This is a genomic window from Streptomyces sp. NBC_01618 (genome assembly GCF_045209435.1).
In the GTDB taxonomy this organism is placed as follows: domain Bacteria; phylum Actinomycetota; class Actinomycetes; order Streptomycetales; family Streptomycetaceae; genus Streptomyces.
In genome coordinates, this window is record NZ_CP109297.1 from 1949038 (window position 1) to 1969356 (window position 20319).

General features: G+C 69.7%; 17 protein-coding genes and 1 pseudogene. 1 reads left to right on the plus strand and 17 read right to left on the minus strand.

Annotation, left to right across the window (positions count from 1 at the left end):
* Nucleotides 1-17: 17 nt before the first annotated feature.
* The 5 genes and pseudogenes from OH735_RS09235 to OH735_RS09255 all read right to left on the minus strand — a co-directional run.
* A pseudogene (locus OH735_RS09235) lies at nt 18-395 on the minus strand (Na+/H+ antiporter); the annotation flags it as partial.
* 225 nt (nt 396-620) lie between these two features.
* A complete protein-coding gene (locus OH735_RS09240; protein ID WP_406380900.1) occupies nt 621-1097 on the minus strand; it encodes a GNAT family N-acetyltransferase in 477 nt (158 codons plus the stop codon).
* On the minus strand, nt 1094-2035 hold the full coding sequence (locus OH735_RS09245; RefSeq protein WP_406380901.1) for an RluA family pseudouridine synthase: 942 nt from the start codon (nt 2033-2035) through the stop codon (nt 1094-1096). Before OH735_RS09245 ends, OH735_RS09240 begins: the two co-directional genes overlap by 4 nt.
* A gap of 23 nt (nt 2036-2058) precedes the next feature.
* A complete protein-coding gene (gene lspA / locus OH735_RS09250) occupies nt 2059-2649 on the minus strand; it encodes a signal peptidase II (RefSeq protein WP_406380902.1) in 591 nt (196 codons plus the stop codon).
* 58 nt (nt 2650-2707) lie between these two features.
* Nucleotides 2708-3571, minus strand: coding sequence for a TraR/DksA family transcriptional regulator (locus OH735_RS09255; protein ID WP_406380903.1), 864 nt, complete (start codon nt 3569-3571; stop codon nt 2708-2710).
* A 541-nt stretch (nt 3572-4112) separates the two neighbouring features.
* On the opposite strand from OH735_RS09255, the gene ileS reads away from it, so the two are divergent.
* Nucleotides 4113-7295: an isoleucine--tRNA ligase gene (gene ileS / locus OH735_RS09260; protein WP_406380904.1), complete on the plus strand. Its 3183-nt coding sequence runs from the start codon at nt 4113-4115 to the stop codon at nt 7293-7295.
* A gap of 329 nt (nt 7296-7624) precedes the next feature.
* Here the strand turns inward: ileS and OH735_RS09265 are convergent, their stop codons facing one another.
* From OH735_RS09265 to murF, 12 genes are all read right to left on the minus strand, one after another.
* The gene (locus OH735_RS09265) at nt 7625-8788 is read right to left on the minus strand and encodes a DivIVA domain-containing protein (protein WP_406380905.1); all 1164 of its coding nucleotides are present in this window, start codon (nt 8786-8788) and stop codon (nt 7625-7627) included.
* A 49-nt stretch (nt 8789-8837) separates the two neighbouring features.
* On the minus strand, nt 8838-9122 hold the full coding sequence (locus OH735_RS09270) for a YggT family protein (RefSeq protein ID WP_384456290.1): 285 nt from the start codon (nt 9120-9122) through the stop codon (nt 8838-8840).
* A gap of 70 nt (nt 9123-9192) precedes the next feature.
* Nucleotides 9193-9810, minus strand: coding sequence for a cell division protein SepF (locus OH735_RS09275; RefSeq protein WP_114244064.1), 618 nt, complete (start codon nt 9808-9810; stop codon nt 9193-9195).
* Nucleotides 9811-9936: 126 nt separating this feature from the next.
* A complete protein-coding gene (locus tag OH735_RS09280) occupies nt 9937-10656 on the minus strand; it encodes a YggS family pyridoxal phosphate-dependent enzyme (protein ID WP_406380906.1) in 720 nt (239 codons plus the stop codon).
* Between the two features lie 6 nt (nt 10657-10662).
* Nucleotides 10663-11424, minus strand: a complete 762-nt coding sequence (gene pgeF, locus OH735_RS09285; RefSeq protein ID WP_406380907.1) for a peptidoglycan editing factor PgeF — start codon at nt 11422-11424, stop codon at nt 10663-10665.
* The gene (gene ftsZ / locus OH735_RS09290; protein WP_406380908.1) at nt 11421-12635 is read right to left on the minus strand and encodes a cell division protein FtsZ; all 1215 of its coding nucleotides are present in this window, start codon (nt 12633-12635) and stop codon (nt 11421-11423) included. Before ftsZ ends, pgeF begins: the two co-directional genes overlap by 4 nt.
* A gap of 277 nt (nt 12636-12912) precedes the next feature.
* On the minus strand, nt 12913-13707 hold the full coding sequence (locus tag OH735_RS09295) for a cell division protein FtsQ/DivIB (RefSeq protein ID WP_406380909.1): 795 nt from the start codon (nt 13705-13707) through the stop codon (nt 12913-12915).
* 50 nt (nt 13708-13757) lie between these two features.
* Nucleotides 13758-14852, minus strand: a complete 1095-nt coding sequence (gene murG, locus OH735_RS09300; protein WP_406380910.1) for an undecaprenyldiphospho-muramoylpentapeptide beta-N-acetylglucosaminyltransferase — start codon at nt 14850-14852, stop codon at nt 13758-13760.
* Nucleotides 14853-14858: 6 nt separating this feature from the next.
* The gene (gene ftsW / locus OH735_RS09305; RefSeq protein ID WP_406380911.1) at nt 14859-16307 is read right to left on the minus strand and encodes a putative lipid II flippase FtsW; all 1449 of its coding nucleotides are present in this window, start codon (nt 16305-16307) and stop codon (nt 14859-14861) included.
* A gap of 113 nt (nt 16308-16420) precedes the next feature.
* On the minus strand, nt 16421-17848 hold the full coding sequence (murD, locus tag OH735_RS09310; RefSeq protein WP_406386491.1) for a UDP-N-acetylmuramoyl-L-alanine--D-glutamate ligase: 1428 nt from the start codon (nt 17846-17848) through the stop codon (nt 16421-16423).
* Nucleotides 17845-18915: a phospho-N-acetylmuramoyl-pentapeptide-transferase gene (gene mraY, locus OH735_RS09315; RefSeq protein ID WP_266745659.1), complete on the minus strand. Its 1071-nt coding sequence runs from the start codon at nt 18913-18915 to the stop codon at nt 17845-17847. Before mraY ends, murD begins: the two co-directional genes overlap by 4 nt.
* Nucleotides 18912-20318: a UDP-N-acetylmuramoyl-tripeptide--D-alanyl-D-alanine ligase gene (gene murF, locus OH735_RS09320; protein WP_406380912.1), complete on the minus strand. Its 1407-nt coding sequence runs from the start codon at nt 20316-20318 to the stop codon at nt 18912-18914. The genes mraY and murF overlap by 4 nt, the downstream gene beginning before the upstream one ends.
* Nucleotide 20319: the final 1 nt, after the last annotated feature.

Here is a 20319-nt window from a genome sequence, read left to right on the forward strand (position 1 = left end):
GGGCGCGGGCCGCCGCCTCACCGCAGGCTGCGTACGTCCAGCTGTCGCAGCACCCGGTCGACGACCTCCGGGTCCGTACCCGCCTCATTGCGGGCGGAGAGCACCGCGTGGCGGGCGGCCGACAGCATTTCGCACTGGACGCGGCTGATCGCCTTGAAGCGCTCGGCGCGTTTCGCGTACGCCTCGTGGCGCTCGTCGTCGACCATCTCGGAACTGATCGTCGCCCCCACGTCGTACGCGAGCCGCTGCAGTCGCTCCGCGACCTCGTCCGGGAACTCCTCGACCGCCTCGATCTCCTTGAGCCGCTGCTTCGCGGCCTTCGCGGCGCGGATCGCGAGGTCCTTCTCCAGGGCATCCTCGGCGTCCGTGCCCGCCTTGACCCGGAGCTTGCGGACTTCCGGAACACGGTGAGCCGACCTCTTTGGTCGGCTGATCTGAACTTCAAGCCTGCCACGCAAGGCCCACAATCCAGACAACACCGCCTCTATACCGCCCCCTTGACCGACCATCCCTCCGATGTTTATGCGGTCAGCTCCCTTCCCTGACCGAACGGGACGTGGACGCGCTGGGGCCTGCCGGACTGAACCGGTCCGCCCGGCTCCACGGGTACGGGCCGTCGGCTACAGGACGCGCCGCATCGCCCGGTGCGAAATCCCCGCGTCCGGGAACTCGGGTCCGTACGCCGCATACCCGAGCCGCTCGTAGAAGCCGAGCGCATGGGTCTGGGCGTGCAGGTCGACGGCCGCCAGGCCGAGGTCCCGGGCCGCGTCCTCGATGGCCCGGACCAGCGCCACGCCGACGCCGAGACCGCGCGCCCGCTTGATCACCGCCAGCCGGCCGAGCGAGCCGACGGTGGGATCACCGCCGGTCCGGTCGGCGGCGGCGGGGCCGTGCAGCAGCCGCCCGGTGCCGAGCGCCGAGCCGTCCGCCGCGACGGCGATCACATGCACCGCGTCCGCGTCGTGGGCGTCGTACTCGATCTCCTCGGGCACGTTCTGCTCACCGACGAAGACGTCCTTGCGGACCTGGAAACAGGCGGCGCGGTCCTGCTCGTCGACGACGGTACGGGTGATGTACGGAGCGGGCGTGCCGGTCATTCACTCTCCGCCGCGATCGTGTCCAGGGCGTGCTGGAGATCGTCCGGGTACACGCTGGCGAACTCCACCCAGCTGCCGTCGGACGGGTGCTCGAAGCCGAGCCGGACGGCGTGCAGCCACTGCCGCGTCAGGCCGAGGCGCTTGGCGATCGTCGGGTCGGCGCCGTAGGTGAGGTCGCCGACGCAGGGGTGCCGGTGCGCGGACATGTGCACCCGGATCTGGTGCGTGCGGCCCGTCTCCAGCTTGATGTCCAGGAGGCTGGCGGAACGGTAGGCCTCGATGAGGTCGTAGTGCGTCACGGAGGGCTTGCCCTCGGCCGTGACGGCCCACTTGTAATCGTGCTGGGGGTGGCGCCCGATGGGGGCGTCGATGGTTCCGCTCATCGGGTCCGGGTGGCCCTGCACCAGCGCGTGGTACTTCTTCTCGACGACCCGGTCGCGGAACTGTGCCTTCAGCAGGGTGTAGGCCCGCTCGGACTTGGCGACGACCATCAGGCCGGAGGTGCCGACGTCGAGGCGGTGGACGATGCCCTGGCGCTCGGCGGCGCCGGACGTCGAGATCCGGTACCCGGCCGCGGCGAGACCGCCGATGACGGTCGTGCCGGTCCAGCCGGGGCTCGGGTGGGCCGCGACCCCGACCGGCTTCACGATCACGACGATGTCGTCGTCGTCGTGCACGATCTCCATGCCCTCGACGGGCTCGGCGACGATCTGCACCGGAGCGGCCGCCTGCGGCATCTCGACTTCCAGCCAGGCACCGCCGCGTACCCGCTCGGACTTCCCGACCACCGCACCGTCCACCTGCACCTTTCCGGCAGCGGCCAGGTCGGCGGCCTTGGTGCGGGAGAAACCGAACATCCGGGAAATGGCGGCGTCGACACGCTCGCCTTCCAGACCGTCGGGTACGGGCAGGGTGCGGACCTCGGGATACGTACTCACCTGTCGAGTATGCCTTGCCCCCACTAGTCCTTGTGCACGGTGCCGTCGGGGTCCAGGCCCTTGAAGGAAAGGATCACGATCAGGATGCCGCCGCAGACGATCGCGGAGTCGGCGAGGTTGAAGACGGCGAAGTGCGCGGGCGCGATGAAGTCCACCACCGCGCCCTGGAAGGTGCCGGGAGCGCGGAAGATGCGGTCGGTGAGGTTGCCGAGCGCACCGCCGAGCAGCAGGCCGAGCGCAATGGCCCACGGCAGGCTGTAGAGCTTGCGGGCGAGACGGGCGATCACCACGATGACCGTCGCCGCGATGAAGGTGAAGATGACCGTGAAGGCTTCGCCGATTCCGAACGCGGCGCCCGCGTTGCGGATGGCATCGAGCTTCAGCCAGTCGCCGATGATCTCGACCGGCGGGTGGTGCTCCAACTTCGCGACCACGATCATCTTGCTGATCAGGTCGAGCAGATAGGCGAAGACGGCCACGCAGAAGAGCACCATGACCTTCCGCTTGCCCCTGCTCGGGGCCGTCTCCTCGCCCCGGGCCTCGGCCTCGTCCCCTTCGGTCCCCTCAGCATCGGGGATGTCCGGCGTACCGATGATGCGCTCCGCCTCTGCCACGTGAATCCCTCAACCTAGGTTCCTGACTGAGGACGAGGGTACGACACACGGCCCCGGATCATCCGCGGCGCTCCTGCTTCTGTTTGTCCTCGACGCAGAGCGTCGCTCGGGGGAACGCCTGCATCCTCGCCTTGCCGATCGGATTGCCGCAGACCTCGCACAGTCCGTACGTCCCGGCGTCGAGGCGGGCCAGCGCCCGCTCGGTCTGGTCGAGCATCTCCTGGGCGTTGGCGGCGAGCGACATCTCGTGCTCGCGGGTGATGTTCTTGGTGCCGGTGTCCGCCTCGTCGTCACCCGCCCCGTCGCCGGAGTCGCGCATCAGCCCCGCGAGTGCGGCACTCGCGGCCTCCAGCTCACTGCGCAGCCGCATGATCTCGCTGCTCAGCAGGGCGCGGGCCTCCTCGACCTCCTGCGGCGTCCAGGGATCCTCGCCCGGCCGGACCGCCAGCTCGCCGGGGGCTGTCGTGGCGACTCCACGGGCCGGGGGCACGGGCGCCGCGCCCTTGCCGGCCGTGCGGGTCCGGGCCGCGCTCTTCTTGGCTACCACCGTGTGGGCTCCCGTCTGCTCGGCGGCCTCGGCCGCCACCATGGCCGCTGCGGCGGCCTTCTTGGCCGCGGTCTTCTTCGCAGCCGTCTTCCTGGCCGGCTCCGCGTGCCCGGCGCCCGCGTGTGCGGCAGGCCCCGCTTTCTTCTTCGCCGCGGCCTTCTTCTCCGCGTCCTTGCCGGCCGGGGCCTTCCTGGCCGGCACCTTCTTCTCAGCCACCTTCTTCACGGCGGCCTTCTTCACAGCGGCCTTCTTCGCCGCCTTCTTCACGACCGTTTCCTTCACGACCGTTTCCTTCACGGCCGCCTTCTTCCCGGCCGCCGCACCCGTGGATCCCGCTGACGCCGACTTCTTCTCGGCGGTCTTCTTCACCACCATGGCCGCGGCCCCTTCACATATTGTGATCTTGCACGCGAATCGTGCTGGGACGATAAATCGACCACAGCGCCGCGGCAACGGGGCACGCCGCCGGATCGCCCCTCCCCGTGTCCGGATACCGACGCGCCTGAATCCGTTGTGCCCAGCTCCCCGCCGGGTAATCCGCCTCCCGGCCGCCCGCCCGGAGTCCGTACGTACACGTCTGCCCAATCGGGTCACGCCCCGCCCCACGGGTTAAACCGGTCGGCCGTCGCCCGTACGGGCCCGTACACTGGCCTGAGCGAGAGGCGTGGATGGGACGAGTAGCGTCGTACGCAGCCAGGAGCGACCCGGGGACGGTGGGAGCCCGGGGGCGAGCGCGTCGTGAAGATCACCCGGAGCTGTCGGAAGAACGCCGCAAGGCCAGTAGAACCGGCATCGCGACCCCAATGAGGGGGCCACGGGCGCACGCCCGGGGCCAAGGAGGGTGGTACCGCGGGAGTCGATGAGGCTCTCGTCCCTCCGACGGAAGTGGAAAACGTCCGCCGGAGGAAGTCCGCCCATGACATCGCCGCAGTACCGCCAGGTACCCGCCCAGGTCGACCTGCCCGCGCTGGAGCACGCCGTGCTCGATTTCTGGCGCGAGAGCAAGGTCTTCGCCAAGAGCCTCGAACAGTCCGAGGGCCGCCCCGAGTGGGTCTTCTACGAGGGCCCGCCCACCGCCAACGGCATGCCCGGCGCCCACCACATCGAGGCCCGCGTCTTCAAGGACGTCTTCCCCCGCTTCCGCACCATGCAGGGCTACCACGTCGGCCGCAAGGCCGGCTGGGACTGCCACGGACTGCCGGTCGAGCTCGCGGTCGAGAAGGAGCTGGGCTTCAACGGCAAGAAGGACATCGAGGCGTACGGCATCGCCGAGTTCAACGCCAAGTGCCGCGAGTCCGTGACCCGGCACACCGACGCGTTCACCGAGCTGACGACCCGGATGGGCTACTGGGTCGACCTCGACGACGCGTACCGCACGATGGACCCCGAGTACGTCGAGTCGGTGTGGTGGTCGCTGAAGGAGATCTTCAACAAGGGCCTGCTGGTCCAGGACCACCGCGTCGCCCCCTGGTGCCCCCGCTGCGGCACCGGCCTCTCAGACCACGAGCTGGCGCAGGGGTACGAGACCGTCGTCGACCCGTCGGTCTTCGTACGCTTCCCCCTCACCTCCGGCCCGCTGGCCGGTGACGCCTCGCTCCTCGTCTGGACGACCACGCCCTGGACGCTGGTCTCCAACACCGCTGTCGCCGCACACCCCGACGTCACCTATGTCGTCGCGACGAACGGCGAGGAGAAGCTCGTCGTCGCGCAGCCGCTCGTCGAGAAGGCGCTGGGCGAGGGCTGGGAGACCACCGGTCGGACCTTCACCGGCCGCGAGATGGAGCGCTGGACGTACGAGCGGCCGTTCACCCTGGTGGACTTCCCGAGCGCCGGCGAGGGAAGCGATGGACACAGCCCGGCCGAGGCGCACTACGTCGTCAACGCCGAGTACGTGACGACCGAGGACGGTACGGGTCTGGTCCACCAGTCCCCCGCCTTCGGCGCCGACGACCTCGTCGTCTGCAAGGCGTACGGCCTCCCGGTCGTGAACCCGGTCCGCCCCGACGGCACCTTCGAGGAGGACCTGCCGCTGGTCGGCGGCGTCTTCTTCAAGAAGGCCGACGAGGCGCTCACCGAGGACCTGGCCGCCCGAGGCAAGCTCTTCCGGCACGTCCCGTACGAGCACAGCTACCCGCACTGCTGGCGCTGCCACACCGCGCTGCTCTACTACGCGCAGCCGTCCTGGTACATCCGTACGACCGCCATCAAGGGCCGGCTCCTCGAAGAGAACGAGAAGACGAACTGGTTCCCGGACTCGGTCAAGCACGGCCGCTTCGGTGACTGGCTGAACAACAACGTCGACTGGGCGCTGTCCCGCAACCGCTACTGGGGCACCCCGCTGCCGATCTGGCGCTGCGAGGACAGCCACCTCACCTGCGTCGGCTCGCGCGCCGAGCTGAGCGAGCTCACCGGCACCGACCTCTCCGGTCTCGACCCGCACCGCCCGTTCATCGACGAGATCACGTTCACGTGCTCGCACGAGAACTGCCAGCTGGAGGCGTACCGCGTCCCGGAGGTCATCGACGCCTGGTACGACTCGGGCTCGATGCCGTTCGCGCAGTGGGGCTACCCGTACAAGAACAAGGAACTCTTCGAGAGCCGCTACCCGGCGCAGTTCATCTCCGAGGCCATCGACCAGACCCGCGGCTGGTTCTACACGCTGATGGCGGTCGGCACCCTGGTCTTCGACAAGTCGTCGTACGAGAACGTGGTCTGCCTGGGCCACATCCTCGCCGAGGACGGCCGCAAGATGTCCAAGCACCTCGGGAACATCCTGCAGCCGATCCCCCTCATGGACCAGCACGGCGCGGACGCGGTGCGCTGGTTCATGGCGGCGGGCGGCTCCCCGTGGGCGGCGCGCCGCGTCGGCCACACCACGATCCAGGAGGTCGTCCGCAAGACCCTCCTGACGTACTGGAACACGGTCGCCTTCCAGGCCCTGTACGCCCGTACGTCCGGCTGGGCGCCGTCCGCGGCCGACCCGGCCCCGGCGGACCGCACGGTCCTGGACCGCTGGCTGCTGAGCGAGCTGAACGCCCTGGTGGACCAGGTCACGCAGGCTCTGGAGGGGTACGACACCCAGCGCGCCGGCAAGCTGTTGTCGTCGTTCGTCGACGACCTGTCCAACTGGTACGTACGCCGCTCGCGCCGCCGCTTCTGGCAGGGCGACAAGGCGGCGCTGCGCACGCTGCACGAGGTCGTCGAGACGGTGACCCGGCTGATGGCCCCGCTCACCCCGTTCATCACCGAGCGGGTCTGGCAGGACCTGGTGGTTCCGGTCGCTCCGGACGCCCCCGAGTCGGTCCACCTCTCCGCCTGGCCGAAGGCGGACCTCGCGGCGATCGACCCGGCGCTCTCCACCCAGATGGCGCTGGTGCGCCGCCTGGTCGAGCTGGGCCGGGCCACGCGTGCCGAGTCGGGCGTCAAGACCCGTCAGCCGCTGTCCCGGGCCCTGGTCGCGGCGGCGGGCTTCGAGTCCCTCTCCCCCGAGCTGCACGCCCAGATCACGGAGGAGCTGAACGTCTCCTCGCTGGCCTCGCTCTCCGAGGTCGGCGGCTCGCTGGTCGACACGACCGCGAAGGCGAACTTCCGCGCGCTCGGCAAGCGGTTCGGCAAGGGCGTCCAGGCGGTGGCCAAGGCGGTCGCGAACGCCGACGCGGCGGCCCTGTCGCTGGCTCTGCGCGAGGGCACGGCGTCGGTCGAGGTGGACGGCGAGACGGTCGCTCTCTCCCCCGACGAGGTGATCATCACCGAGACGCCGCGCGAGGGCTGGTCGGTGGCGTCCGACTCGGGCGCGACGGTCGCCCTGGACCTGGAGATCACCCCGGAGCTGCGCCGCGCGGGCCTCGCCCGTGACGCGATCCGCCTCATCCAGGAGGCCCGCAAGAACAGCGGCCTGGACGTCGCGGACCGCATCGCCGTCCGCTGGACGTCGGCCTCCCCCGCCACGGTGGAGGCCCTGACCGAGCACGCGACCCTGATCGCGGACGAGGTCCTGGCCCTGGACTACGCACAGGGCGAGGCGGACACGGCGTACGGCGCCCCGTTCGAGGACGAGGGCCTGGCCCTGACGTTCCGCCTCCGCAAGACGGAGCGCTAGCCCGCAGCAGGAGAGGGGCCCGGCCGGACAACAGTCCGGCCGGGCCCCTCTCATCTCCAGCCTCCCGGGCTCCACTCTTCAGCTGTCCGGCCCTGCTCTCCAGCCTCACGGCTTCGCTCTTCCGCCCCTCCGGCGATTGAGGAGCGGGGGCTGGGGCAGAGTCCCAGGTTCGGGAAGGAGCGGGTAGGGGAACAGCCCCGCGCAGCGGCCCCGCACCCCCGCCCACGGCACACGCCCACCGCGCACAGCAAAAGGGCCGGGCCCCGGGGAAACCCCGGGGCCCGGCCCTCAGCCTGCCGACGGCTACGCGCTCACCGCGCGCACCCGGCTCAGTTGTCGTCCTCGTCGATCAGGAACCCGCGCATCGGCGAAGGAGCCTGCTGCATCGGCTGCGGCGCCTGCGGCCGCACCGGTGCCATCGGCTGGGTCATCGCCGGCGACATCTGCTGCTGACCACCGTACGAGGGGCCACCGCCCATGGACGGGTTGCCGCCCATCGGCTGGTTGCCGTGACCGCCGTGGTTGCCGCCACCCATGGTGTGGCTCATGGCACCCGCACCGGCCGGAGCCAGCGAGGGCGACGGCGGCAGGGAAGCGGTCGCCGGGGTCCGCGGCGGGGCCAGCGAGTCGTCGGCCTGGGTCTCCAGCTGACGCAGCTGGCTCTCCAGGTAGGACTTCAGCCTGGTCCGGTACTCGCGCTCGAAGCCGCGCAGGTCCTCGACCTTGCGCTCCAGCGTCGCGCGGGCCGACTCCAGCGAGCCCATCGCCACGCGGTGCTTCTCCTGCGCGTCCCGCTCCAGCGCGTCCGCCTTGGCACGCGCGTCGCGCTCCAGGCCCTCGGCACGGCTGCGCGCCTCGCCGACGATCTTGTTGGCCTCGGAACGGGCCTCCGCGATCGCCTGGTCGGCGGTCTGCTGCGCGAGCGAGAGGACACGGGCGGCGCTGTCGCCCCCGGGGCCCTGACCGGGCTGCTGCATCTGCGGCGGCTGCTGCATCTGCGGCGGCTGTTGCATCTGCTGCATCTGCTGCTGCGGGGCGTGACCGCCCATGGGGCCGCCCATCGGGCCGCCCATGGGACCGCCCTGCATCGGACCGGGGCCGTGCGGGCCCTGCGGACCGGGACCGTGCTGGCCCTGGGGACCGGGACCATGACCGCTGGGACCGGCGGGCAGCTGCGGAGCACCACCGGGCAGCTGGGGCGGACCCATCTGCGGGGGCTGCTGCTGGACCGGCGGACCCGATATGGCGGCGGGCACAGGCGCCCCGGGCCGGTCCTGCGGCTCCGGCTTGCGCATCTGCTGCTGCTGGTTCTGCGCGGCGGCACGCGTGGCGGCGGCCAGCTTGGCGCGCAGGTCCTCGTTCTCACGGAGCAGGCGGGTCAGCTCGGACTCGACCTCGTCGAGGAAGGCATCGACCTCGTCCTCGTCATAGCCTTCTCGGAGACGGACGGTCGTGAACTGCTTGTTCCGCACGTCCTCGGGGGTCAGCGGCATCTCTTCTTCACCTCTACGTAGTCGTCGGCAGTCGGCAAGACCGTATCGCTCACAGCCTGATCACGATGCTGATCAGGATGTAGACGATGATCATCAGAACGAAGAAGGACAGGTCGAGTGCCACGCCCCCGAGACGCAGCGGCGGGATGAACCGCCGCAGAAGCTTGAGCGGTGGATCCGTGACAGTGTAGGTGGCCTCAAGTATGACCACCATCGGCTTGCCGGGCTGCCATGAACGTGCGAACTGGAAGACGTAGTCCATGACCAGCCGGAAGATCAGCACGATGAGGAAGCACATCAACGCGATATAGACAACTTGCAGTACGACGCCCATTTCGCGCTTCCCTCTCCCCTGACTCTCATAGCTCCGGCCTTACGGCCGGGTTGTTCCCGGTGTCGTGTTCTCAGCTCTGGTTGAAGAATCCGCCCTCAGCGATGCGGGCCTTGTCCTCCGCCGTGACATCGACGTTAGCAGGCGACAACAGGAACACCTTCTGCGTCACGCGCTCAATGCTGCCATGGAGGCCGAAGACGAGTCCTGCGGCAAAGTCGACAAGTCGCTTCGCGTCCGTATCGTCCATCTCCGTGAGATTCATGATCACCGGAGTGCCCTCACGGAAGTGTTCCCCGATGGTACGGGCCTCGTTGTAGGTCCTGGGGTGCAGCGTGGTGATGCGGTAGGGCTCCCGCTCGGACACAACCTTGGGCATGATCACCGGCGCGTTCTTCTCCATGTTCGGGCGTTCAGGTGTGATGGATGCCACGGGGGCGATTCGGGCGGGTCGCTCCCTTTCCGCCGGGATCTGAACCGGTTCCCGCTGCGCGGGAGGCTGCACCACTCGTACCGGTTCGTCCCGTTCCCGGTCCCGCTCCACCTGATGCGCGGGCTGGTGCCGCCGCCGGTCACGCTCGGGCTCCGGCTCGGGTTCGAATTCGTCGTCGGGGTCGAACCCCGGACCGTCGTACCCATCGTCCTCCACGAGGCCGAGGTAGACCGCCATCTTGCGCATCGCGCCGGCCATGCTCTGAGTCCTCCGCTCTGTGGTGGATCGGCATCTGTCACCAAGTGCCCCACGATCCACTGAGGCCTGCCCGCCATGGGCGGGAATGACCATATTTTCTGCTGTGGTCCGACCTGCTTGGCGACGTTACCCGAGCCTCGGTCGGACTCCGAGTACCGCAGTACCGACGCGCACATGTGTCGCTCCGGCCGCAACCGCGTCCTCGAGGTCCGCACTCATCCCTGCGGAGACCATGTTCGCAGCCGGATGGTTCCCGCGCAGGCGGGATGAGAATTCCATCAGCCGGTCGAAGGCGGCGCGTTGCCGTCCCGCGTACGGCCCGGCGAGCGGCGCGACGGTCATCAGACCGCCGAGTCTCAGCCCGGGCGCGACTTCGATCGCCGCGGCCAACTCCTCGATCCCGTCCGGCGCGACGCCGCCCCGGTCGCCCCGCTCACCGCTCTCCGCGTCGAGCGCGACCTGGATGAGACAGCCGAGTTCACGCCCTTCGCGCACGGCCGCCGCCGAGAGAGCCGTGACCAATTTGGTCCGATCCACCGACTGTACGACATTGGCGTAACTCGCCACAGAACGAACCTTATTGGTCTGCAATTGACCGACAAAGTGCCAGGTGAGCGACAGATCCACACATTCGGCTGCTTTGGGTGCCGCATCCTGGTCACGATTCTCTGCGACATGCCGCACACCGAGTTCATGCAGAATCCGCACATCGCTCGCGGGGTAGGTCTTGGTGACCACGATGAGGGTCACTTCTTCCCGCTTGCGACCGGCGGCGATACAGGCGGAAGCAATGCGTTCTTCCACCCGTGCCAGATTTTCGGCGAGTTGAGTCTTACGGTCCGTCATGCCCTATCAGTCCAACCAGACATATCCGGCGAGCCGCCCGGTGATGCGGTCGCGGCGGTACGAGAAGTGGTCGCCCGATTCGAGAGTGCAGACCGGCGATGCGTGCCGGTCCTCGACCCCGAGGGCTTCGAGTTGCGCGTGGACCCCCGCGGTGACATCCACGGCCGGGGTGCCCCAGCTGGTCTCGGACCAGGAGGCCGGGACACTCTCGGCGACCTCGGCGCGCATCCGGGACGGGACCTCGTAGCACCGTCCGCAGACCGCCGGTCCGGTGCGGGCGACGATCCGGGAGGGTTCGGCGCCCAGTCCGACCATGGCCTCGACCGTGGCCGGAACGACTCCGGCGACGAGACCGGGACGGCCCGCGTGCGCGGCCGCCGCGACCCCGGCGACCGGGTCGGCGAGGAGTACGGGGGTGCAGTCGGCGGTGAGCACGGCGAGCGGGAGTCCGCGCCGTGCGGTGACCACCGCGTCCACCGCGGGGATTTCCGAAGCGTCTCCCCACGGGCCGTCGACGATCGCGACGTCCCGCCCGTGCACCTGGTTCATCCAGACGACTTGCGCCGGGTCGAGACCGAGGGCCCGGGCGGCCCGCTCCCGATTGGCCAGAACGGCGGCGGGGTCGTCTCCGACCGCGCCGCCGAGGTTGAGCTCCTCGTACGGAGCGGCGCTCACCCCGCCCCACCTGTCGGTGAAGGCGAAGTGCGCGCCGCTGCGCCCCGAGGTTACTGAGGACACTGCGGGAACTGCGTGATGCCGATCTATCACTTCAAGAAGTCCGGAACATCCAGCTCTTCGGCCTGGGAGTCCTGGTAGGGACGGGCCGGCGGGATGTGCGGCGGAGCGACCGGCGGCAGGTGGCTCTCGCCGACCGCCGGTACGGGCTCGGCCTGGACCGGGGGCTCCTCGCGCGGGATCACGGAGCCCAGTCCGCCGCTCTGGCGCACCGGCTCGGCGGCCCGGACCGGCGGTGCCGACTCCTCGCGCTTGGTGGAGTTCGCGCCCAGGACGTTCTCGCGCCGGGCCGGCGGCTGTCCGCCGTCGAAGCCCGCCGCGATCACGGTGACGCGGACCTCGTCGCCCAGTGCGTCGTCGATGACCGCACCGAAGATGATGTTCGCCTCGGGGTGCGCCGCCTCGCTCACCAGCTGGGCGGCCTCGTTGATCTCGAAGAGACCGAGGTCGCTGCCGCCGGAGATGGAGAGCAGGACACCGCGGGCGCCGTCGATGGACGCCTCCAGGAGCGGCGAGGAGATCGCCATCTCCGCGGCGGCCACGGCGCGGTCGTCGCCGCGGGCCGAGCCGATGCCCATGAGCGCCGATCCGGCCTCGGACATGACCGACTTGACGTCGGCGAAGTCGAGGTTGATCAGGCCGGGGGTCGTGATGAGGTCGGTGATGCCCTGGACACCCGAAAGCAGCACCTGGTCGGCCGACTTGAACGCGTCGAGCACGCTGACCTGACGGTCCGAGATGGACAGCAGTCGGTCGTTGGGAATGACGATGAGGGTGTCGACCTCTTCGCGGAGCTCGGCGATGCCGTCCTCTGCCTGGTTCGCGCGTCGCCGGCCCTCGAAGGTGAACGGGCGGGTGACCACGCCGATCGTGAGGGCGCCGAGCGAGCGCGCGATGTTGGCGACGACGGGTGCGCCGCCGGTGCCGGTGCCGCCGCCCTCTCCGGCGGTGACGAAGACCATGTCGGCCCCCTTGAGGACCTCCTCGATCTCCTCACGGTGGTCCTCTGCCGCCTTACGACCGACGGCCGGGTTGGCCCCGGCGCCGAGGCCGCGGGTGAGTTCGCGGCCGACGTCGAGCTTGACGTCGGCGTCGCTCATCAACAGGGCTTGCGCATCCGTGTTGATCGCGATGAACTCGACGCCCTTGAGACCGACCTCGATCATTCGGTTGATGGCATTGACACCACCGCCGCCGACACCGATGACCTTGATGACTGCGAGGTAGTTCTGCGGTGCTGCCACGTCGAAGGCCTCTCGCCTCGAGTTACGTGTCGTCGCTGTGCGGGGGTCCCGCCGCGACGACGGATGCCGATTGGGGCGGTCCGAAACGCCGACCCAAACCCTAACGTTGAAGATTAGGGTTACCAGTGTGTCTGCTTCATGGACTCTTCCGAACAGGACACTAAGTCGACAAGTGGCGCACGTTCAACGAACACGCCGAACCTCCCGTTTTTCTTTTCACCCTATGTGATCACCCGTAGCGCTGACCAACCAGGGTGCTGGCCAGGCCAAATGTGCGTCAACTACCCGACACTGCAGGGGCGGTGGGTGCACTCACGTCGAAGTGTCCCGCTTTGGGAGCGGCTTTCATGAGAGCGGTGAGGACTCTTGCCTTCACCTGCCCGTCCTCGCCACTGCCCCAGATCACCGTGCGACCACGGGTGAGTTCCAGGGAGATCGAGTCGTACGAGGTGACCCGTACGACCTCGGTGTCCTTGGCGACGCCCGCCGGAAGTCCGCCCGCGACCCGGACCGCTTCCCGCACCAGCCGGGCACTGCCGAAGCGGCGCAGACTCGCCGACTGATCGGGCATCAATTCAAGCAGAGGTACATGCCCGGGCGATTTGTCCACCGTTGCGAAACGCACTCCTTTCGCGTCCACTTCAGTAAATTTTGTGCCCTTTTTCATCAACAGGACCGGCTGCCGTTCGGTCACCTTGAGCCCGATTCCGTGCGGCCATGACCGTACGACATCCACCGAGTCGATACGGGGCAGCTTCCGGCGCAACCGGTCGGCGATGGCATCGGTGTCCACGGAGATCAGCGGGGCGCCGATCGGTACGGCCGCGGCGGCCTCCACCTCGGCCGGTGTCAGCACGTCGAGGCCGGTGACCCTGACCTGTTCGGCCCGGAGCCAGGAGGAGCCGTAGAGCGCCCACACGGCGCCGGAGCCGAGCAGGAGCACCAGCACGCCGATGACGATCAGATGTCTGCGGCTGGGCCGCCTGCGCCCTTCCGGGCGCAGGCGCGGCGGGCGGGCCGGGAAGTCCTCCTGCTGCGTTGCACCGCGCTGGGCGGTCGTCGGTCCGGCCACGCTCGCTCCTTATGCCGGGTCCGGGGGCACCGCCCCCGGACCCGTCCGCCTCACGCGCCTCGGCGTGCGGCGATCGCCTCGTACACCATGCCGACGAGCAGGTCGTCGGCGTCCCTGCGGCCGAACTCGGCGGCGGCGCGGGACATCTCGTACAGCCGGTGCGGATCCGCGAGCACCGGCAGGACGTTGCCCTGCACCCACTCGGGGGTGAGCGCCGCGTCGTCCACCAGCAGACCGCCGCCGGCGTTGACCACCGGCTGGGCGTTGAGCCGCTGCTCGCCGTTGCCGATGGGCAGCGGTACGTAGGCGGCGGGGAGCCCGACTGCGGAGAGTTCGGCAACGGTCATCGCGCCCGCACGGCAGAGCATCATGTCGGCCGCCGCGTACGCGAGGTCCATCCGGTCCACGTACGGTACCGGGATGTAGGGCGGCATACCGGGCATGTTGTCGATGCGCGGCAATTCGTTCTTCGGGCCGACCACGTGCAGGATCTGGATTCCGGAGCGCTGCAGCAGCGGGGCGACCCGCTGGACCACCTCGTTGAGGTGGCGGGCGCCCTGCGAGCCGCCGGAGACCAGCAGCGTCGGCAGGTTGGGGTCGAGGCCGAAGGCCGCACGCGCCTCGGGGCGGACCCGGGCCCGGTCCAGGGTGGCGATGGTCCGGCGCAGCGGGATGCCGATGTAGCGGGCACCACGCAGCTTGCTGTCGGGGGTGGAGACGGCGACCCCGTGGGCGTACCGGGAACCGATCTTGTTGGCCAGGCCCGGCCGGGCGTTGGCCTCATGAACGACGATCGGCACACCGGCCCGCTTGGCGGCGAGGTAGCCGGGCAGGGCGACGTAACCGCCGAAGCCGACGACGCAGTCCGCCTTGGTGCGCTCCAGGATCTGCTCGGCGGCCTTGATGGTGCCGCGCAGCCGTCCCGGGACGGTGATCAGTTCCGGGGTGGGCTTGCGCGGCAGCGGCACCGCCGGGATCAGGGCGAGCTCGTACCCCCGCTCGGGTACGAGCCTGGTCTCGAGTCCGCGCTCCGTGCCGAGGGCAGTGATTCCCACGGTCGGGTCCTGCCTGCGCAGGGCGTCCGCGAGGGCAAGCGCGGGCTCGATGTGGCCGGCGGTCCCCCCACCGGCGAGTACGACATGCACCGAAATTCACCGCTCTCCGGACGGACGCTTCTTGACGCGCCGTCTCATCGTCTTCCATCTCACCCCGGGCCTCCGCATGGCCAGGGCCGCCTTCGCGGCCGGATCCTCTCGCGCGAACGCGATCAGCAGCCCGACAGCGAACATGGTCGGCAGCAGGGCCGATCCTCCGTAGGAGAACAGCGGGAGCGGGACCCCGGCGATCGGCAGCAGGCCGAGCACCGCACCGATGTTGATCACGGCCTGCGCCGTGATCCAGGTGGTCACACCTCCCGCGGCGTACCTCACGAAGGGGTCCTCCGTGCGTCCGGCCACGCGGATACCCGCATAGCCTAGAGCCGCGAAGAGGGCGAGTACCGACAGCGTCCCCGCCAACCCCAGCTCCTCCCCGGTGATGGCGAAGATGAAGTCGGTGTGCGGTTCAGGTAGTTGACCCCATTTTTCCACACTCGCACCCAGCCCGGAACCAAACCATCCACCGGACGCCAGAGCGTAGATTCCGTGCACGGCCTGCCAGCAGGAATCCCCGGGGCCGGGTTCGCTGGCGCCGATGCAGGCGAGCCTGGACATCCGGTTCGGACTGGTCTTGATCAGCACGAAGGCGATCACTCCGGCGAAGCCGAGCACCCCGGCGAAGAGCCGGGTCGGCGCCCCGGCCAGCCAGAGCAGTCCGAACAGGATCGCCGTGAGAATGATCGCAGTGCCCATGTCACCGCCGAGCATGATCAGCCCGAGGAGCATGAAGGCGACCGGGACGAGCGGGACGAGCATGTGCTTCCACTGCGCCAGCAGCCGTTTGTCCTGCTTGCGGGCGAGCAGGTCCGCGCCCCACAGGACCAGGGCGAGCTTGCCGAACTCGCTGGGCTGGAGCTGGAAGGGCCCGCCCAGGTAGAGCCAGTTCCGGTTGCCGTTGACCGACATCCCTATCCCCGGCACCTGGACCAGCACCATCAGGAAGACGGCTCCCATGAGGAGCGGGTAGGCGAACGCCCGGTGCAGTCTGGCGGGCATCCGGGCGGCGAGCGCCATCAGTCCGGCGCCGATGACGGCGGCGAGGAACTGCTTACGGAAGAAGTAGGTGCCGGGTTTGTCCAGCTCCAGGGCCTTGATCATCGAGGCGGAGTAGACCATCACCAGGCCGAGCACGGTGATCAGCAGGCCGGCGCCCAGGATCAGGTAGTACGCGGTCAGAGGGCGGTCCCAGGCCCGGCGTGCCTGCTCGTACATCCGCCGCGCGCCGCCGCCGCGCGGGGCACGCGGGGTGCCGGTGGAACGCCCTTTGGAGCGGGGCGCCGAGGGGCGCCGGGAGCCGGTGACGGACCGGACCCGCAGGGCGGGGCCGAGCGGCGCCGGGGCGGCCGCGCCGGCGAGGAGTGGCGGGGCGAGCGCCCGGCTGATCGCCGCGGTGGCCCGTGAGCGGTCCCCACGGGGTGCGGCGGAGCTCTCTTCGGCCGGCATTGTCGCTGTCCCCTCCACTGCTCGTGCCCGGGGCCGCCGCCGAGGGCCGCGGCCCGTGGCGCGGCCGCCCGCACCCGGTTGTCCGGGACGGTACGGTGCGGAGGCCGGGCCCGTCAGGCGCTCTCGGCGGCGAGTGCGCGGACCGCGTCCGCGAACGCCTCGCCCCGCTTGTTGTAATTGACGAACATGTCCATCGAGGCGCAGGCCGGGGCCATCAGTACGGTGTCTCCCGGCCTGGCAAGCCGTGCCGCCTCGCGGACCGCCTCGGACATCGCCCCAGTGTCGGTCCGGTCGAGGTCGACCACCGGGACTTCGGGGGCGTGTCGCGCGAGGGCTTCGCGGATCAGCGCCCGGTCCCGGCCGATCAGCACGACACCCCGCAGCCGCCCGGCGGCCCCGGTCACCAGCTCGTCGAACGTGGCGCCCTTGGCGAGGCCGCCGGCGATCCAGACGATCCGGTCGTAGGCCGCGAGGGAGGCCTCGGCGGCGTGGGTGTTGGTGGCCTTGGAGTCGTCGATGTACGCGACCTGGGCGATGTCCTCGACATGCTCGATGCGGTGCGGGTCGGGGCAAAAGGCCCGCAGTCCGTCCCGTACGGCCGCGGGCTCGACACCGAAGGCGCGGGCCAGGGCCGCGGCCGCCAGGGCGTTGGCGATGTTGTGCGGGGCCGGCGGGTTGACGTCGGTGACCTCGGCGAGCTCCTGGGCCTGCTGCTGCCGGTTCGTCACGAAGGCGCGGTCGACGAGGATGCCGTCGACGACGCCCAGTTGGGACGGGCCCGGTGTGCCCAGGGTGAAGCCGATGGCGCGGCACCCCTCCTCGACGTCGGCCGCGCGGACCAGGTCCTCGGTCGCCTTCTCGGCCGCGTTGTAGACGCAGGCGACGCGGTTGCCCTCGTAGATCCGGCCCTTGTCCGCGACGTACGCCTCCATGGAGCCGTGCCAGTCAAGGTGGTCGGGGGCCAGGTTGAGGACGGCCGCGGAGTGGGCGCGCAGCGAGGGCGCCCAGTGCAACTGGTAGCTGGACAGCTCGACGGCGAGTACGTCGTACTCCTCGTCGCCGAGGACGGCGTCGAGGAGGGAGACGCCGATGTTGCCGACCGCTGCGGTGCGCAGCCCGGCCGCCTCCAGGATGGCGGCGAGCATCCGTACGGTCGTGGTCTTGCCGTTGGTGCCGGTGACCGCGAGCCAGGGCGCCGGATTCCGGCCGCCGTGGCCGCGCAGCCGCCAGGCGAGTTCGACGTCGCCCCAGACCGGGACGCCCGCCTCGGCGGCTGCGGTGAAGAGCGGCTTGTCGGGCCGCCAGCCCGGGGTGGTGACGATGAGCTCGGTGGACTCGGGCAGGGTCGCCCCGTCGCCGAGGCGCACGGTGATGCCCTGCGCCTCCAGCTCCGCGGCCTGTGCACGGGAACGTTCGTCGTCCCCGTCGTTGACCACCGTGACGACGGCGCCGAGGCCGTGCAGCACCGTGGCCGCCGGGATTCCGGAGACTCCGAGTCCCGCGACGGTGACGTGCTTGCCCTGCCAGTCCTGGTTGCTCACTTCTCGGCTGCCCATCCCGCGTAGAAGAGACCGAGTCCGACGATCACGCACATGCCCTGGATGATCCAGAAGCGGACCACGACAAGGACTTCGGACCACCCCTTGAGTTCGAAGTGGTGCTGGAGCGGCGCCATCCGGAAGACCCGCTTACCAGTCATCTTGAAGGAGCCGACCTGGATGACCACGGACATGGTGATCATCACGAAGAGGCCGCCGAGGACGGCCATCAGGAACTCCGTACGGGAGCAGATGGCCAGACCCGCGAGGGCGCCGCCGAGGGCGAGCGAGCCGGTGTCGCCCATGAAGATCTTGGCGGGCGAGGTGTTCCACCACAGGAAGCCGAAGCAGGCGCCCATCAGCGCGGAGGCGACGACCGCCAGGTCGAGCGGATCTCGTACCTCGAAACAGGCGTTGGGGTTGGTCAGGGTCGTCGCGTTGGCGCAGGACTCCTGGAACTGCCACAGCCCGATGAAGGTGTACGCGCCGAAGACCATCACCGACGCGCCGGTGGCCAGGCCGTCCAGACCGTCCGTCAGGTTCACGCCGTTGGACATGGCGAGGATCATGAACAGCGCCCAGACGACGAACAGCACCGGGCCGATCGACCAGCCGAAGTCCGCGACGAACGACAGCTTGGTGGAGGCAGGGGTGTTGCCGCGGGCGTCGGCGAACTGGAGCGAGAGCACCGCGAAGGCGATGCCGACAATCAGCTGGCCCGCCATCTTCGCCTTGGCCCGCAGACCCAGCGAGCGCTGCTTGACGATCTTGATGTAGTCGTCGAGGAAGCCGACGAGCCCCATGCCGGTCATCAGGAAGAGCACCAGCACACCGGAGAAGCGCATCTCCTCGCCGGTGATCACCTTCGCCAGGACGTACGCGATGATCGTCGCCAGGATGAAGGCAATACCGCCCATGGTGGGCGTTCCCTTCTTGGACCCGTGGGTGCGCGGGCCGTCGTCCCGGATGAACTGCCCGTACCCCTTGCGGGCCAGCAGCTTGATCAGCAGCGGAGTTCCGACCAGGGTCAGGAAGAGCCCGATGGCCCCCGCGAAGAGGATCTGCCTCATCGGCCGGCGACCTCGCCCTCGGACGCGTTCTCCAGCAGTGCCATGGCGACCTGCTCCAGGCCGACCGACCGGGACGCCTTCACCAGCACGACGTCTCCCGGGCGCAGTTCACTGCGCAACAGGTCGACGGCAGCCTGTGCGTCGGACACATGCACCGACTCCTCACCCCACGAACCCTCGTTGTATGCGCCCAGTTGCAGCCAGGAGGCCTCTCTGCCCCCGACCGCGACGAGCTTGCTGACGTTGAGCCGGACAGCGAGCCGTCCGACCGCGTCGTGCTCGGCGAGCGAGGCGTCGCCGAGCTCGGCCATGGGGCCGAGCACCGCCCACGTACGCCGGCCCTTCCCCATGGCGGCCAGCGCGCGCAGCGCTGCCTTCATGGATTCGGGGTTCGCGTTGTAGGCGTCATTGACGAACGTCACGCCGTCCGGACGCTCGGTGACCTCCATGCGCCAGCGGGAGAGGGTGCCCGCCTCGGAGAGCCCTTCGGCGATCTCGTCTGCGGACAGGCCCAACTCATGGGCGACGGCGGCCGCGGCGAGCGCGTTCGACACGTGGTGCTCACCGTACAGGCGCATGGTCACGTCGCTGCACCCGGTGGGTGTGTGGAGCTTGAAAGCGGGACGGCCGTCGTCGGTGAGACGGACGTTCTCTCCCCGTACGTCCGCATCCGCGGCTTCGCCGAAGAGCAGCACCCGGGCTTTCGTACGGGAGGTCATGGCGCGCACGAGCGGGTCGTCGGCGTTGAGGACCGCGAGGCCGTCCTGTGGCAGCGACTCGACCATCTCGCCCTTGGCCCTGGCGATTTGATCACGGCCGCCGAACTCGCCGATGTGGGCGGTGCCGACGTTGAGGACCATGCCGATCCGGGGCGGGACGAGGCCGGTGAGGTAACAGATGTCGCCGACGTAGCGTGCGCCCATTTCGAGGACGAGGTGCTGGGTGTCCTCGGTGGCGCGCAGGGCCGTGAGCGGCAGCCCGATCTCGTTGTTGAGGTTGCCCGCCGGGTAGACCGTGGGGCCCTTGCGTTCGAGGAGTTGGGCGATGAGGTCCTTGGTGGAGGTCTTGCCCGCGGAGCCGGTGAGGGCGACGACGGTGGTGCCGAGACGGCCGACGACGGCACGGGCGAGCGCGCCGAGGGCGGCCACGACGTCGTCGACGACGATCGCCGGAACACCGACGGGGCGGGCGGCCAGCACGGCTACCGCGCCCGCCTCGACGGCGCGCTGCGCGTAGTCGTGGCCGTCGACCCGCTCCCCGGCGAAGGCGACGAACAGGCTGCCTTGCTTCACCTCTCGGGAGTCGATGACGACGGGACCGCTGACGGTTGCTGCCGGATCGGGTATGTCGTACGACTGCCCGCCGACGATTTCGGCGATCTCGGCGAGGGAAAGGGCGATCACT